Raw genomic sequence first — 16,742 nt, 5'->3', positions numbered from 1 at the left:
TATGAATATTTTAATAAAAAACGCAAGAGTAGTTGATTTTAATAAAGATGAAATGCTTGATGTTTATATAGAAAATGGAATAATAAAGGAAGTTGGAGCGAATATTAAAAAAGAGTGTAATACTGTTGATGGGAAGGGCCTTGTGCTGCTTCCCTCCTTTGTGGATATGCACTGCCACTTTAGAGACCCTGGTTTTACCTACAAGGAAGACATATTTACAGGTAGTTTAGCTGCAGTTAAGGGAGGGTATACAGGGGTAAATTTAATGGGAAATACAAATCCGCCCTGTTCGACAAATGAGGTTTTAGGATATGTCATTTCAAAAACAAGGGATATTAATTTGGTAGATATACATCAGACGGTAACAATCACAAGGAATATGGAAGGTACAGACACATCACATCTTGATGAATTAAAATTCCCAACAAGGTTTATTTCAGATGATGGTAAGGGAGTATTGAGAAGTAAGGTTATGCTGGAGGCTATGATGAAGGCAAAGAATATGGGCATAACTGTAATTTCTCACGCAGAGGATGAGGATATATCACAGGTTGATACAAGGCTGTCTGAGAACATAATGACAATTCGCGATATATCCCTTGCCAAGTTTACAGGAACACCTCTTCACGTTGCCCATATTAGTACAAAGGAATCTATAAATGAGGTAATTAGGGCAAAGGAGGAGGGCGTTAAGGTAACTTGCGAGGTAACTCCACACCATATAGCCCTATATGATAATGATTATAAAGTAAATCCTCCAGTAAGAAAAAAGGAGGATGTTGATAGATTGATATATGCCATAGAGAAGGGGTATGTAGATGTAATTGCAACAGACCACGCACCACATACAAAGGAAGATAAGATAAAGGGGCACCTGGTATTTCAGGTCTTGAGACAGCCTTTTCGGTTTGCTATACACACCTTGTAAAAAGTGGACATATTGATTTAAAAACTCTAAGTAAACTAATGTCTAAAAATCCATCAAGGCTTATTGGATTTAATAAAGGTCAGATAGATATTGGATTTGATGGAGATGTTACTTTGGTAGATTTAAATAAAAAATATAAAATAGATTCTAAAAATTTGTATCTAAAGGGAAAAACACGCCCTTTGATGGAATGGAGGTATTTGGTGAGGTGGTTATGACAATAAAGGCAGGAAGAGTTGTTTATAAAAGAGGTGAAGAAAATGATAATAAACAAGTTATATAAAATTGTAGAAGAAAAAGGACCTGTATGTGTAGGACTTGACACCTCAATTGATTATATACCATATGAGTTTTTAAAAGATATACGGATGAATATAATGCACTATTTGAATTTAATAAAAGAATAATTGATGCAACAGAGGATGTAGCCTCCTGCTACAAGCTTCAGATTGCCTATTATGAGGCATTAGGATTAGAGGGTTTAAAGGTATATAAAAAGACACTACAGTATCTTAGAAAGAAGGGGTTAATAGCTATATGTGATGTTAAACGAAGTGATATTTCAAGTACAGCAAGAATGTATGCAAAGGCCCACTTTGAGGGTGATTTTGAGGGAGACTTTATAACACTAAATCCCTATATGGGTTTAGACAGTATAGATGAATATCTAAGTTATATTAAAAATAATAAAGGAATATTTCTTCTTTTAAAAACGTCAAACAAAGGTTCAAAGGATATACAGATGAAAAGGCTTATAGATGGAAGGAGAGTATATGAAGAGGTTGGAGATTTGTTTAGTAAGGTGGCTGAAGAATATATAGGAGATTGTGGATATAGTAGCATTGGATTTGTTGTAGGGTGCACAGACACAAAGGAGGCATTAAATATAAGAGAAAGGTATAAAAACATTTTCTTCTTAATACCAGGCTATGGGGCACAGGGGGCACTTCAGAGGATGTAAGAAAGCTTATGAAGGGCAAAAATGGTGGAGTTGTAAACTCCTCAAGGTCAGTTCTCCTTGCATATAAGAAATATCAAGATGAAAAAACTTTGATTATTGTGCAAGGAAAGAAGTTTTAAGGATGAGGGAGGAGATTTTAAGTGGAATATAAAAGTGTTTTAGTATATTCAAATATAAAGGTTTATGATGATGTATATGTATTAAGCTTAAAAATAGATGATGAGGTTAAAGCAGGACAGTTTTATATGTTAAAGGCTTGGGAGGATGAGCCAATACTTGCAAGACCTATAAGTGTTCATAATGTAGAGGATGGTGTGGTAAGTTTTGCATATCAGGTAAAGGGTAGGGGGACAAAAATATTAAGCAATTTAAAGTCCCAAGATAAAATATGGGTATTAGGGCCTATTGGAAATGGATTAGATACACATAAGTTTAAAGGGAAAATAGCTCTTATATCTGGAGGCATAGGAATTGCACCTATGCTTCATATAGCAAAGGGTCTAAATGGAGAGATTGACCTTTATGCAGGTTTTAATAAAAATCCATATCTGTTAGATGAGTTTAAAAAATACTGTAGCAATATATATGTTGCCTCTAAAGGGGTTGAAGGTTACTACAAGGGATATGTAACAGAGATATTTAATCCCTATGAATACAACGTGGTAATTTGCTGTGGCCCAGAGATGATGATGAAAAGGGTAGTAGAAATGTGCAAGATTTATGCAACACCTGTATATGTGCTTATGGAAAATAAGATGGCCTGTGGTGTGGGTGCCTGTCTTGGCTGTACCTGCAGCACAAAGGAAGGTAAAAAAGGGTGTGTGTAGATGGACCAGTGTTTAAGGGAACGGATGTGGTGTTCAGTGCTTGATGTTAAGTTTTGTGGAATAGATTTTAAAAATCCTGTACTTGTTGCATCAGGAACCTTTGGTTTTGGAATTGAGTATGAAGGAATAATTGATGTAACAAGGCTGGGAGGTATTGTTACAAAGGGACTTACACTAAATAAAAAGAAGGAAACGAAGGGATAAGGATACACGAGGTAAGGGGCGGATTATTAAATAGTATAGGTCTTCAAAATCCTGGAATAGATGAATTTATAGAAAACTATTTAAAGGCTATGAAAAAATACGGTGTTCCAATTATAGCAAACTTAGGAGGTTCAACAATAGATGAATATATAAAGGGAGCACAAAAATTAGATAAAACAGATGTAGATATGATTGAGTTAAATATATCCTGCCCTAATGTAAAGGAGGGTGGAATGAACTTTGGAATAAAATCAAGTGTCGCAAAGGAGGTCGTAGAATCAGTAAGGTGGGCTTGTAAAAGCCTCTTATGGTAAAACTTTCACCTAATGCTGAAGATATTGTAGATATGGCTGTAAAATGTGTAGAGGCAGGAGCTGATGCCATATCATTAGTTAATACCTTTAAGGGTATGGCAATAGATATATATAGAAGAAAATCTATATTTAATAACACATTTGCAGGTTTTTCTGGACCAGCCATAAAGCCAATTGCATTAAGAATGGTATATGAAGTGTCAAAGGCTGTAAATGTACCAGTTTGTGGACTTGGTGGAATTGTAGATTATAGGGACGCTATTGAATTTATAATGGCAGGTGCTCATCTCATACAGGTAGGCACAGCAAATTTTATAAATCAGAGGGCATCTATTGAAATAATAGAAGGAATTGAAGAATTTATGAAAAGAGAGAATATAAAATCATTAGATGAAATTAGAGGAATAATATAGGAGGGGTATTATGTTAGAACTATTTAAAGAAACGGGTGCAATATTAGAGGGTCACTTTCTACTATCGTCAGGAAGGCACAGCAACAAATATATACAGTGTGCTAAGATACTTATGTATCCAGATAAGGCAGAGAGAGTTGTAAGGAAAGTAGTGGAAAAGATAAAGGATTTAGATATAGATGTTGTTGTTGGCCCTGCAATGGGTGGAATAATAGTAGCCTATGAGATAGGAAGACAGCTCAGTAGAAGAGCAATTTTCACAGAGAGAGAAGAAGGAATTATGAAACTAAGAAGAGGTTTTGAAATAAAAAAGGGGAGAGGGTACTTATAGCTGAGGATGTAGTTACTACAGGAAAATCTTCTTTGGAGGTTGCAGAGGTTGTTAAAGAATGTGGAGGAGAGGTTGTTGGAATAGCTTGTCTTGTCGATAGAAGGACAGGTGCTGTAGGCTATCCTGTATATAGTGCTTTGAAAATAGATTTAGAAACCTTTGACCCAGAAAGTTGTCCATTATGTAGAGAGAAAATCCCTTATATAAAACCAGGAAGCAGAAAATAAGTTTTACAAAGCAAAAAACTGAGACTGTTTAAATATAAATATTTAGGTTGTAAAAGGCCCTATTTAGGAATCTAAATAGGGCTTGAAATTTTCATTTATCTATTGCTTCTTCTTCTCCTGGTGTTAAAGGTATGCATAAAAGGTCCAAAGAGAAGCAACACCTATTATTATATATGCAACCTTTGTATAGTAGGTTCCATATCCTCCAAGAATAGTGGCAAGTGGGTCATATTCAAGAAAGGCTGCAAGTCCTAAATTTGCACCTCCTACAACTACAGCAATTAGTGATAATAAGTCAATAACGTGTCTATCCATTAGCTTATCCTCCTATTCAGCAACAATTCCTATATTATTATATTAACCATAAATTTGAATTAATATGTTAACAGCTATTGCTATTTCTATTATTTTTACAAGTAGACATAGTCTACTTTTTACCCTAATTAGTGACAGAAGTCGCCCACTTCTATAAGTGGGTGATGAATGTCGCTTGACAAATTCATCATTCAGATACAAAATATGCATTAGAAAAATGAAGTTATATAAATACATAGATTTGGATAATAATAATCTTTTAGTGTTCTTGCTATATTATCATCTTGTTTTAGTAACGAAATATAGGAGAAAAGTTATTGATGATAATATAGTAGATAACTAATGAAGTAGTCAAAAAATATATATACCTAAGGGAAGGAGGTGTAGCTTTGTTAAAAGCCCATATATAGGATATATCCAACAAAAGAGCAAGAGGAATATTTATCTAAAGTATTTGGTTGTGTAAGGTTTATATACAACAAAATGCTTAACGATAAAATAGAACATTACAAACAAACAGGAAAAATGTTAAAGAATACACCTGCACAGTATAAAAAGAATATCCTTTTCTAAAAGAAGTAGATAGTCTTGCTTTTGCTAATGCACAGATAAATTTAGAAAAAAGGCATATAAAAACTTTTTAGAGACAAAAATGTAGGTTTCCCAAAATTCAAGAAGAAAAGAGGATATCAATCTTTTACAACAAACAAGCAAAAAGGCACAGTAGCACTTATAGATGGGTATCTAAAAATACCAAAGTTAAAGACTATGATAAAAGTAAAACAGCATAGATTATTTGAAGGTGAAATAAAATCAGTAACAATATCAAAGACACCAACAGGTAAATACTATGTTTCAATACTTGTAGAAACAGAGATAAAGAAACTGCCTAAAGTAGATAACAAAGTAGGAATAGATTTAGGCTTAAAGGATTTTTAGTATTATCAAATGGAACAAAGATAGAAAATCCAAAATGGTTAAGAAGAACAGAAAAGAGAATAAAGAAACTCCAAAGAGATTTATGCAGGAAACAAAAATATAGCAAAAACTATGAAAAAACAAGGTTACACCTTGCAAAACTATATGAAAAAATAGCAAATCAAAGAAAAGACTTTCTTCATAAGGTATCTTCTAAAATTATAAACGAAAACCAAGTTATAGTTTTAGAGGACTTGAAGGTAAAGAATATGCAACAAAATAGACATTTAGCAAAGGCGATAAGTGAGGTATCATGGTCAGAGTTTAGAAGTATGTTAGAATATAAGGCAAAGTGGTATGGTAGAGAAGTAATAATAGCACCACAAAACTATGCATCAAGTCAAATATGTTCAGAGTGTGGATATAAAAACCCTGATGTAAAGAATTTAGCATTAAGAGAATGGAAATGTCCTAATTGTGGTGTAATACATGACAGAGATATAAATGCGTCAAAAATTTGCTAAAATTAGCTATTTAGATGGTAAAACTGGGGATGGAACAGCCCTTTGAGCGTGGATAATCTGGTAGCAGAAGCTATCTTGACCACGAAGCCACCACCTCTATAGGTGGGGGTAGTTCTACAAAGTTGTTTATCATAAAATATTTAGAAATTGTAAAAGAAAAAACATAAATCATATTGCATAATTATAAAAATAATAGTATAATCTTAAATGTTTAGTTTAGTATGCTAAAATATTAAACTATAAAGTGTGCAAAATTATTTTCAAAATAACTGTCGCATCAGGTCGAACTTTAAAATATTAAGAATATTTTAAAAATTCTTGATATTAAAAAGTTAGGATGTTAAAATTAAATAAAAATAAAATTGAAAGGATGGGGGTTAAATTATGTCAAACGTACCAAGAAAGCCTGCTGTTTGGGAGGCAATAATACCAATCATAGCATTAGTTGCATTTCTATCAGTTACGATTATTAAATTTAAGGGTAGTCCTCATATTCCACTAATATTTGCAGCAGTTGTGGCAGCACTTATGGCGTTTAAGATTGGCTATAAGTGGCAAGACATAGAAAAAGGAATTATAGATACTATTTCAATGTCAATGCAGGCAATTATAATACTTATGATAATTGGAACAGTAATAGGTTCTTGGATTTTATCAGGTACAGTACCAGCTATGATATACTATGGTCTAAAGATTTTATCACCAGGGATATTCCTTGTAGCAACTTGTATTATATGTTGTATAGTTTCTCTTGCGACAGGTAGTTCTTGGACAACAGCAGGTACAGTAGGTATTGCTCTTCTTGGAGTAGGACAAGGACTTGGAATTCCTCTACCCATTGTAGCAGGTGCAATAATATCAGGTGCATACTTTGGAGATAAGATGTCACCCCTATCAGATACAACAAATCTTGCACCAGCAATGGCAGGCTCAACTTTATTTGACCACGTTAGACATATGATATATACAACAGGACCAAGCTTACTTATAGCTTTAGTCCTATATGGAATTATAGGTGTAAAGTATGCTGGAAAATCACTTGATTATGAAAAAATAAATCAAATACTTGATACACTATCAAGTAACTTCTCAATAAGTTTATGGCTACTAATACCACCAATTGTAGTTATAATAATGGTTGTTAAAAAGGTACCAGCAATACCAGGACTTTTAATGGGAACAATACTTGGTGCAGTATTTGCAGCAATATTCCAACACCAGTCAATTGGAACAATTGTTAATGTATTAAATGATGGATATGTATCAGAGACAGGCTTTGAAGTAGTTGACAACCTACTTTCACGTGGTGGTCTGCAAAGTATGATGTATACAGTATCACTTATTCTATGTGCTATGACCTTTGGTGGAATAATGGAAAAGGCAGGTTTTTAGAGGTACTTGCAGAAGGACTACTTTCCTTCTCAGATAGTACAGGTTCACTTGTTTTAGTTACAATAATATCTTGTATATTTACAAACTTTGTTGCAGGTGACCAGTATCTATCAATAGTTGTTCCTGGAAGAATGTATAAAAATGCATTTGATAGAAAGGGACTTCATCCAAAGAATTTATCAAGGTGCTTAGAGGATGCAGGAACACTTTCATCACCTCTTATACCTTGGAATACCTGTGGAGGTTTTATGCATAGCACATTAGGAGTACATCCATTTGCTTACCTACCATTTGCGTTCCTAAACCTAATTAATCCAGTAATCTCTATAATATATGGATATACAGGTATAACTATGGAGAAGATTGATGATACAAAAACAGAGAACAGAAATAGTAACAGTATAATATTAAGACCACAGGATTTTTTATAAAACAATCCTGTGGTTCTTTATTTTTGTTTTAAATGTGCCACAATATAATTAGGTGATGTAGTATGTTTGATGATTTTCGATTAAATGATGATAAACCCTATTATCTTCAAGTTAAAGACTATTTAAAGGAAATAATATTAAAGGGAATGATACAGGCAGATACAAGGCTACCATCTACAAGGGAACTTTCAAAAATGCTTAGGGTTTCAAGAAATACAATTATAGAGGCATATAACTATTTAGAGGATGAGGGATTTATCTATCAAAAAAAGCAAAGGGATATTTTGTATCAAGGATACAAAATACACAAAAGACAGCCTTCAACATTGAATGGATAGAGAAGATAACTAAATTAGCAACTTTAGCAGACAAGATAGATATAACAAAAAGTGAACCAAAGTGGGAGAGGGAATGATTTCCTTTAAGAGCATTTCACCAGACCCAAATCTTTTGATGTTGATGAACTTAAAAGAGCTTTTTAAGTAGAATTTCCTTAGAGGAAGGCAAAATTTTAAACTATGGTTATGCAAGGGGTTATAGGCCTTTGATTGATGAAATCAAAAAGTATTTAAAGCTAAAAGGGATAAACCTAAAAGGGAAGGATATATTAATTACCAATGGATATACAGAAGCTTTGAATTTAGTTTTAAGTGCTATATGCAGTGAAAAGGATGAAATACTTTGTGAAAATCCTACCCATAATACAGCTATAAATGCAATGAGGCTAAAGGGTATAAAATTAGTGCCAGTTGATATTGAAGAAGGGGGACTTAACACAGATTCTCTTAAGGAGAAGATGTTATCACATAATCCAAAACTTTTATATGTAACCCCATCATACCACAACCCTACTGGAGTTGTTTTTCACCTGAAAATAGGCTTAAAATACTTGATATAGCTAAGAAGTATAAAATCCCAATAATAGAAGATGGTTTTAATGAAGAGTTAAGGTATTATAGTTCTCATATTTTGCCACTTGCAGCCTTGGATGATGGAAATAGCATAGTCTATATAAGCAGTTTTTCAAAGGTTTTGTTTCCAGGCTTAAGGATAGGCTGGATTTTAGCAGATGAGGTTTTGATAAACTATATCGAAAGTTTAAAAAGAAGTTTAAATATACACACATCCTTTTAGACCAGGCAATTTTATATGAGTATTTAAATGGAGGTAATTTAGAGAAGTATATAAATAAAGTGAAAAGGATATATAGAGATAAGTTTGAATGGGCACTTGAATGTGTAAATAAGTATATACCCTATAGAAGAGTGTTAGGCGAAGGAGGACTTCATCTGTTTTTAGAGTTAAATAAAGCTTCTGCAAGGGATGTATTAAAGGAATGCTTAAAACAAGGGGTTATTTTTACACCAGGTGAAGTTTTTATATTGATGATAGGGGAAAGAATACTTTAAGGCTTGGTATATCAAGGGTTACAAATGAGGAAATTGAGAGAGGTTTTAAAATAATAGGAGACGTAGTAAAGAATTTGGAGGGATTAGAATGAAAATTGGAGTAATAATGGGTGGAATATCTACAGAAAGAGAAATATCACTTAAAACAGGAATGGAAATAGTAAATAATCTTGATAAGTCAAAATACGAAGTTGTAGCAATTCAAATCGATACAAAACAAGAGCTAATTGAAAAGGTTAAGGGAATAGATTTTGCCTTTATTGCACTTCACGGACACTTTGGAGAAGATGGAACAGTACAAGGTGTGCTTGAAACATTAAATATTCCATATTCAGGCTGTGGAGTATTATCAAGTGCAATTTGTATGGATAAAGATATGACAAAGAGAATATTAAAATTTGGAGGATTAAATACAGCAGACTGGATAATTGCAAATAGTCTTGATTTTGATATGGAAAAGGTTAACAAAATGGGATATCCACTTGTTGTAAAACCAAATTCTGGTGGTTCAAGTGTAGCAACTACCATAGTTAAAAATGATGAAGAACTAACAGAAGCAGTTAAAGAGGCATTAAAGTTTGATACAGAAGTTATGATAGAAGAATATATAAAGGGTGATGAAATAACTTGCCCAATACTTGATGGCAAGATGCTGCCAATAATTGCCATAAAACCAAAGTCAGCCTTCTTTGACTATACTTCAAAGTATGCCGACGGTGGAGCTGATGAATTTGTTGTTGAGTTTGAAGGGGAGCTTCAAGAGAAGATACAATATATGGCAGTTAAAACCTATGAACTTCTAAAGTGCAGGGTATATGCAAGGGTAGATATGATAATTAAAGAGGGTGTGCCATATATATTAGAGGTAAATACACTTCCTGGTATGACTAAAAATAGCCTATTCCCTAAGAGTGCAAAGGCAGCAGGGATAAGCTTTTCACAGCTTTTAGATAATATAATTGAAAAGTCAATCAAAAATAATAGATAAAAAGAAAATAGGGAATTGAAGGTTTTATATGCTTTTAATTTCCCTATTTTCTTTTATAAATCTTATAGCTGTGTTATACTAAAATTGAGGTGATATTATGAATGTTTTTGAAATTATATCAAACACTAACATCGACTATAAAGAGAAAAAGCACCTATTAGCACAGGCGGCAGAGAATACTTTAAGTTATGTTAATCTAAGTGTAAAAACAGAAAAGCACTTAAAGAAGGGAATACTTTGTGATATATTTGAAGGCCACGCTCCCTACAGACCAAGATATATACTTCCAGACTATGAGAAATATATGAAAAATGGAAGTGAATATTTAGGAATAGAACCTCCTAAGGACTTATATGATGCAGTTAATGCACTTATGGTTATATATCAATTTGTACCTTCTATAACAGGATATCCTGTGTATGTTGGACAATTAGACTACATTCTTGAAAACTTTATAGATACAGTTTCGAAAGAGGAAGCAAGAAAACTTATAAAGATGCTTCTTGTAAATATAGAAAAGACACTGCCAGATGCCTTTGTTCATATGAATATAGGGCCAAAAGAAACAAAGGCAGCAAGAATTATCTTAGAAGTTGAGAGAGAACTTAAAAGGCTGTACCAAATATTTCATTAAAATATTCAAAGGATGAGACTTCAAGAGATTTTGCAAAGTTTGCAGCAGAGGTTGCACTTGAGATAGGTAAGCCCTATTTTGTAAATCATCAAGAAATTAAGGCTATATTGGGGAAAACTATGGAGTTGCAAGCTGCTACAATACCCTTAAGATAGGCGGCGGTAGCTATACTTTAGTTAGATTAAACCTTAAGAAGGCAGCACAGGAGGCAAAGAATTATAAGGATTTTATTGAAAATGTACTTCCAAATGTAGTTGATTCTCTTTGTGAAGTTATAAATGCAAGGGCAAGGTTTATAGTTGAAGAAGCAAAGTTTTGAAACCTCCTTCCTTTCAAGAGAAGGGCTTATAGATATAAATAATTTTACCTCAATGGCAGGCATATTTGGACTATATGAATGTATTGAGCTTTTAACTGGATTAGAACTTGGTCAAGATGAAGAGGCAACAAAATATGGAGAAGAAATTTTAGATAAGATAAAGCAGGTTATAGATAGTATTGAGGGATACGGTTGTTTTGGGACAAATGGTAAAATAGGATTCCACGCTCAATCGGGTATAGATTCAGACATAGATGTTACAGCAGGGGTAAGGATTAAAATAGGTGATGAACCAAGTATATATAAACAAATTAAAACAGAGGGAAGACTTCATAAATATTTCAACACAGGTGTTAGTGATATATACGTATTTGATAAAACAGCAAAGCAAAATATTGACGGTGTTATGAAAATAATAGATGCAGCAATGCAAAGCGGAATAAAGGTTTTTGCTCTTAATACAAGTGATTCTGAACTTATAAGAATAACAGGATATTTGGTAAAAAGAACTGATGTTGAAAAATATTATCGTGGCGAAGCATTGCGTGAGGATACTGTAAAGCTTGGTGCAGAGAGCATAAAGAACAATAAAACATTAGATAGAAGGGTTAGAGAAGTTGAATGAAGGGATTTATAAATAGAATTATTGAAAACAGTTTTATAGATGGACCAGGGAACAGAATGGCCATATTTATGCAGGGATGCAATATGGCCTGCCTTTATTGTCACAATCCTGAAACTCAAAGATTGTGCACAGTTTGTGGAGAGTGTGTTTATTACTGTGAAAAGGGTGCTCTAAAAAAGAAAATAAAAAGATAAAATATATCAAAGAAAATGCATAGGATGCGATAAATGTATTAAGGTATGCAGATACTTTTCATCTCCTAAGTATTTTGAAATGGAATCGGATGAACTTGTTAAATTAGTACTTGACTATGAGATTTTTTAGATGGAATAACCTTTTCAGGTGGAGAGTGCACACTGCAAACAGATTTTATTGTTGAGGTTATAGAAAAAGTAAAAAGAAAGAGTAGTCTTACAGCCTTTATAGATACAAACGGTTTAATTAAAGAAGAAGATTTAAAAAAACTAATACCACTTGTTGATGGTTTTATGTTGGATATAAAGGCAGTGGAGGATGATGTCCACAAAATGCTTACGGGTGTTTCAAATGAAGTTGTAATTAAAAATTTAAATATACTATCAAAAACAGAACTTTTGTATGAAGTTAGGTATGTTTTGATAGAAGGCTACAATGACAGCATAGAACAGGTAAAGAAATTAGCAAATCTTTTATATTCTTTGAATGATTATACAAGATTAGTTTTAATACCCTTTAGGCCACTTGGAGTAAAGACACATTTAAAGGATATGCTACCCTTTAGTAGAGAAAAGTATGGTATAATATATGACGAAGTTTATACAATATTAAAGGATAGACTAATAAAAAGGATTGATGTTTATGAAGACAAGAGGGTTTATATATGCAGTAATCTCGGCTGTACTTTTGGTTCAGCCGGTATTTTTGTTAAAGAAGGTTATAGTAGTAACTTTTCACCTGTAGACCTTTTGATGCTCCAGTATATTATTGCTGGAATTATTTTATTTTTAATCTGTTTAGTTAGATATAAAAACTCCATAAAACTGAATAAAACATTGTTTAAAAAATTATTGCTACAAGGGGCTGTATTTAATACTCTTATGACTGTATTTTTCTACACATCCTTCAAATATTTAACTGCAGCAGAGGCGACTCTACTTCTTTATACATATCCATCTATGGTTGCAATATATACATCTTTATTTAAAAAACAGAGGATAGGGTATAAAAAAGTAGTTTCCATTATTTTAGCTTTTATAGGCAGCATACTTGTATTAAACCTATTTAATATTGAGTTAAATAAAGGAGTATATCAAGGTATAGTCTATGGAGTTTTATCTGCTGTTTTTTATTCAGCTATGAACATCTATGCAGAAGAATTTGTTGAAGATGTGGAGGAACTTGTAATAACCTTTTATACAACGATGTTTTCGCTATTTGTACTTTTTATTTTTAACTATAGATTTATTTTTAAGCTGCCCTATGTAGATTTAGTTTCAATAAAAAATGCACTCAATTTGGCTTTGTTTTGTGAAATAATTCCATTAACGCTACTATATGCAGCTATAAAACACATAGGTCCAGTTAGTACATCAATTATAAGTACACTTGAAATACCATCTTCAGCTATATTAGGATTTTTGTTTTTAAAGGAGACACTTTCTCTAATTCAAGTATTTGGTATAGTAGTTGTTGTATTAAGCATAATATATTTAAAGAAGAGTTAAAAAATAAAAGGATAAGTCGAAGGGGAGCAGGTACTTATCCTTTTATTTTTATAAATTTAGTATGTCAATAGTAATTCCTTTAAATCCATCTATAACTTTGTCAGCACTTCCTAAAATTTCTGGAGAACCGACACCTATAACCTTCATATTTGCACGTCTTGCAGCCTCAATGCCTGCAACAGCATCTTCAAAAACACAGCACTCCTCAGGTTTTAATCCTAATTCTTCAGCGGCCTTTAAAAATACTTCTGGGTCTGGTTTTGCATTTGTAACCTTTGTTCCATCGATTACTGCATCAAAATATGGAAGAAGATTTATATTTTTAAGTATAGTCATTGCATTTTTACTAACTGAACCTAAAGAAATTTTTATACCCTTTTCTCTAAGTTCTGTTAGAAACTCTTTAACTCCATCTAATATTTCACTTTCATCCATTTTAGATATGTATTCTACATACCAACCATTTTTCTTTTCAGCAAGTTCTATTTTTGTCTCTTCATCAAAATCTTTATTTCCAATTTCAAGTAAAATCTCAAGGGATTTCATTCTACTAACTCCCTTTAGTCTTTCGTTATCCTCTTCAGTAAATTCAAATCCAAGCTCATTAGCAAGTCTCTTCCAAGCAAGATAGTGATATTTTGCTGTATCAACAATAACTCCATCTAAGTCAAATATACATCCCTTAATCATAATCAACAGCCTCCTTTTATACAACCTATTCTGATTATAACAAAAACGATTTCGTAAATAAAGTATATTTTCAACAAAAATTATTAAATAAGTTGTTTGAAATAGTATTTAAATTTGATAAAAAAGTAAAAAACAATAAATTCAAAATATTATTAGTATAGAATTATTTAAAATTCAAGAGATAATGGGAGTAAAAAAGTTAAAAAAATTTTTGCAAAAACTATTGAAAACGTTTTTGGAATATTCTATAATAAAATTAAACAAAAACGTTTCCGAAACAGGAGGATGAAAATGGACAGAGTGTGGAATGTAGAAATAAATGAATATAACTCATCTCAGAATAGAAAGTATGAAACAATATTTACCTTAGCAAATGGTTATAGAGGTTTAAGGGGAGCAATAGAGTTTTCTAAAATAGGTGAGAAGGGAAATTTTATTGCTGGAGTTTTTGATAAAAACACTGCACAGGTAACGGAAATAGTAAATTGTCAAGACCCACTTGTGTTTAACATTTATGCAGATGGAGAGTTAATTGATATAGACAGTGCAACCCTATTGGATTTTAATAGAAGACTTGATATGAAAAATGGAATCTTGTACTCAAAGTATAAGGTAGAACTTAAAAGTGGAAGAGTTGTTGAAATAAAAACAGAAAGATTTGTAAGTAGAAGCAATGTTCATAGGTGGGCAGCTAAATACAGCATAACACCAGTAAATTTTAAATCAAAAATATTTGTTGAAAATATAATTGATGGAACAGTAGTTAATAGTACGTTAGACCCAGCAAATCTTACAAAGCATTTTGAGGTAATAGAGGCAGCAGATTTAAAACCTGGAATAGCATTAAAGACAAGAACTTTTGATAACAAAATTGAAGTAGTTGAAGCAACATCAGTTATATCAGAGGATGAAAATGGTAATGTGTTTAAAACAAGAAGATATGCAAAACTTGGTGAAAATGTTAGAGAACTTTATGAGTTTTACGCTGAAGAAGGCAAGGAATACACAGTATATAAGTATGGTGTGACTTATACTTCAAGGGATACAAAGGAAGAACTTTTATCAGTTGTTGAAAGGGAACTTAGAGAATTTATAAATTTTGGATATGAAAATGAAAAGGATAATCATTCAAATGTTTGGGGAAAAATATGGGAAGGTATGGATATAAAGATAAAGGGTGATGATACTGCACAAATAGGAATTAGATTTAATATGTATCAACTTTCTTCATCTGCTTATGCTGGAGATGAAAGGGTTAGTATTGCAGCTAAGGCCCTACACGGTGAAGGTTATAAAGGACACGTATTTTGGGATACAGAAATTTTTATGCTACCCTTCTTTGTCTATACAAATCCTGAAGTTGCAAAATCACTTTTAATGTATAGATATAATACCTTAGATGGTGCGAGAAGAAACGCACAAATAAACGGTTTTAAGGGAGCACAGTTCCCTTGGGAGTCAGCAGATGATGGTATGGAGGTAACTCCAAAGTGGGGAGTTGATTATGACGGAAATCCTGTTAGAATATGGACAGGCGATGAGGAGTACCATATAAACTCAGATATAGCCTTTGCTATTTGGGAGTACTTTAGGGCAACAAAGGATGAAGAATTTTTAATCAACTATGGAGCGGAAATACTTCTTGATACTTCAAAGTTCTGGAACAGTAGATTAGAGTACAACAAAGAATTTGATAGATATGAAATAAACAGAGTAATTGGGCCAGATGAGTTCCACGAACACGTTAATAATAATGTATATACAAACTATCTTGCAAAGTGGAATATGAAAAAGGCTCTTGAAATAAAGGATTGGTTAAAGGAAAAGAATAGAACAAAGTATGAGATGCTTTGCAATCAATTAGGTATTTCGGATGTTGATTTTGGAGAATGGGAAGAAAAGTTAAACAAAATATATATACCGATGGCTAAGGATGGTAAGTTAATTGAACAGTTTGAAGGATACTTTGATTTAGTAGATATTCCAATAACAGAACACGATGAAAATGGTATGCCAGTATGGCCAGATTTAAAAGGTCATAAGCTACACGATACACAACTTATAAAACAGCCAGATGTTATTATGTTAATGCTTATTTTAGGGGAAGAATTTGACTTAGAGTCAAAGAAGATAAACTATGAATACTACGAAAAAGAACTATGCATAAGTCGTCCCTTAGTCCTTCGATGTATTCAATAATGGGACTTACTGTTGGAGATACGCAAAATTCATATAAATATTTCTTAAAGACAATATTAACAGACCTTGAAGATAATCAAGGAAATGCAGGACACGGTCTTCACGCAGCATCTACAGGCGGCTCTTGGCAAAGTGCAGTTTTTGGATTTGGTGGATTTAGTGTCGATGAAAATGAAATTCCAAACTTCAACCCTTGGATACCAGAGGTTTGGGATGAATTTACCTATACAATAAATTGGAGAGGTTCAAAGGTTGATGTTACTGTAGATAAGAAAAATGTAAGCATTACATCCAAGAAGGATATAGATGTAAAGGTATATGGTAAAGTATATAGCATTAAAGCTGAAGAAAAATTGTAGTTTCAAGATAAGCATAGCCTATAGTACAACT

At 32.7% G+C, this 16,742-nt stretch carries 9 protein-coding genes and 9 pseudogenes; 16 read left to right on the top strand and 2 right to left on the bottom strand.

Translation table 11 applies throughout. From position 1 onward, the window contains the following. Window position 1 precedes the first annotated feature (1 nt). From PL321_RS00795 to pyrE, 5 genes and pseudogenes are all read left to right on the top strand, one after another. Window positions 2–1,211: pseudogene (locus PL321_RS00795) on the top strand (dihydroorotase). Then, window positions 1,189–2,040: pseudogene (pyrF, locus tag PL321_RS00790) on the top strand (orotidine-5'-phosphate decarboxylase). Before PL321_RS00795 ends, pyrF begins: the two co-directional pseudogenes overlap by 23 nt. Continuing rightward, on the top strand, window positions 2,030–2,716 hold the full coding sequence (locus tag PL321_RS00785) for a dihydroorotate dehydrogenase electron transfer subunit (protein ID WP_443110681.1): 687 nt from the start codon (window positions 2,030–2,032) through the stop codon (window positions 2,714–2,716). Before pyrF ends, PL321_RS00785 begins: the two are co-directional and overlap by 11 nt. A gap of 36 nt (window positions 2,717–2,752) precedes the next feature. Continuing rightward, window positions 2,753–3,647 (top strand): annotated as a pseudogene (locus PL321_RS00780) (dihydroorotate dehydrogenase). Window positions 3,648–3,657: 10 nt separating this feature from the next. Continuing rightward, window positions 3,658–4,205: pseudogene (gene pyrE / locus PL321_RS00775) on the top strand (orotate phosphoribosyltransferase). A 123-nt stretch (window positions 4,206–4,328) separates the two neighbouring features. Here pyrE and PL321_RS00770 read toward each other — a convergent pair. Further along, window positions 4,329–4,520: a DUF378 domain-containing protein gene (locus tag PL321_RS00770; RefSeq protein WP_273963136.1), complete on the bottom strand. Its 192-nt coding sequence runs from the start codon at window positions 4,518–4,520 to the stop codon at window positions 4,329–4,331. Window positions 4,521–4,755: 235 nt separating this feature from the next. On the opposite strand from PL321_RS00770, the pseudogene PL321_RS00765 reads away from it, so the two are divergent. The 9 genes and pseudogenes from PL321_RS00765 to PL321_RS00725 all read left to right on the top strand — a co-directional run. Next, window positions 4,756–4,857, top strand: a pseudogene (locus tag PL321_RS00765) (transposase); the annotation flags it as partial. 65 nt (window positions 4,858–4,922) lie between these two features. Next, window positions 4,923–5,976 (top strand): annotated as a pseudogene (tnpB, locus tag PL321_RS00760) (IS200/IS605 family element RNA-guided endonuclease TnpB). Window positions 5,977–6,346: 370 nt separating this feature from the next. Further along, on the top strand, window positions 6,347–7,354 hold the full coding sequence (nhaC, locus tag PL321_RS00755) for a Na+/H+ antiporter NhaC (protein WP_337960910.1): 1,008 nt from the start codon (window positions 6,347–6,349) through the stop codon (window positions 7,352–7,354). After that, on the top strand, window positions 7,309–7,785 hold the full coding sequence (locus tag PL321_RS19335; RefSeq protein ID WP_337960909.1) for a Na+/H+ antiporter NhaC family protein: 477 nt from the start codon (window positions 7,309–7,311) through the stop codon (window positions 7,783–7,785). Before nhaC ends, PL321_RS19335 begins: the two co-directional genes overlap by 46 nt. A gap of 62 nt (window positions 7,786–7,847) precedes the next feature. Further along, window positions 7,848–9,286: pseudogene (pdxR, locus tag PL321_RS00750) on the top strand (MocR-like pyridoxine biosynthesis transcription factor PdxR). Continuing rightward, the gene (locus tag PL321_RS00745) at window positions 9,283–10,182 is read left to right on the top strand and encodes a D-alanine--D-alanine ligase (RefSeq protein ID WP_273963135.1); all 900 of its coding nucleotides are present in this window, start codon (window positions 9,283–9,285) and stop codon (window positions 10,180–10,182) included. Before pdxR ends, PL321_RS00745 begins: the two are co-directional and overlap by 4 nt. Before the next feature lie 97 nt (window positions 10,183–10,279). Then, window positions 10,280–11,760, top strand: a pseudogene (locus PL321_RS20650) (YjjI family glycine radical enzyme). Further along, window positions 11,757–11,954 (top strand): 4Fe-4S cluster-binding domain-containing protein, encoded by a 198-nt coding sequence (locus PL321_RS00730; protein ID WP_273963132.1) that lies wholly within the window; start codon window positions 11,757–11,759, stop codon window positions 11,952–11,954. Before PL321_RS20650 ends, PL321_RS00730 begins: the two are co-directional and overlap by 4 nt. 135 nt (window positions 11,955–12,089) lie before the next feature. Next, window positions 12,090–13,463 carry an EamA family transporter gene (locus PL321_RS00725; RefSeq protein WP_273964322.1) on the top strand — a complete coding sequence of 458 codons (1,374 nt, stop codon included), beginning with the start codon at window positions 12,090–12,092 and terminating at the stop codon, window positions 13,461–13,463. 48 nt (window positions 13,464–13,511) lie between these two features. Here PL321_RS00725 and pgmB read toward each other — a convergent pair whose 3' ends face one another. Then, a complete protein-coding gene (gene pgmB, locus PL321_RS00720) occupies window positions 13,512–14,153 on the bottom strand; it encodes a beta-phosphoglucomutase (protein ID WP_273963131.1) in 642 nt (213 codons plus the stop codon). Window positions 14,154–14,438: 285 nt separating this feature from the next. Between pgmB and PL321_RS00715 the strand changes: the two are divergent. Further along, window positions 14,439–16,423 (top strand): annotated as a pseudogene (locus PL321_RS00715) (glycoside hydrolase family 65 protein); the annotation flags it as partial. Further along, window positions 16,406–16,711, top strand: a complete 306-nt coding sequence (locus PL321_RS00710) for a glycosyl hydrolase family 65 protein (protein WP_443110712.1) — start codon at window positions 16,406–16,408, stop codon at window positions 16,709–16,711. The pseudogene PL321_RS00715 and the gene PL321_RS00710, both read left to right, overlap by 18 nt. Window positions 16,712–16,742 lie beyond the last annotated feature (31 nt).

The sequence above is a fragment of the Caloramator sp. mosi_1 genome, assembly GCF_028622835.1.
GTDB lineage: Bacteria > Bacillota > Clostridia > Clostridiales > Caloramatoraceae > Thermobrachium.
This window is presented reverse-complemented; position numbering and strand designations above follow the sequence as displayed.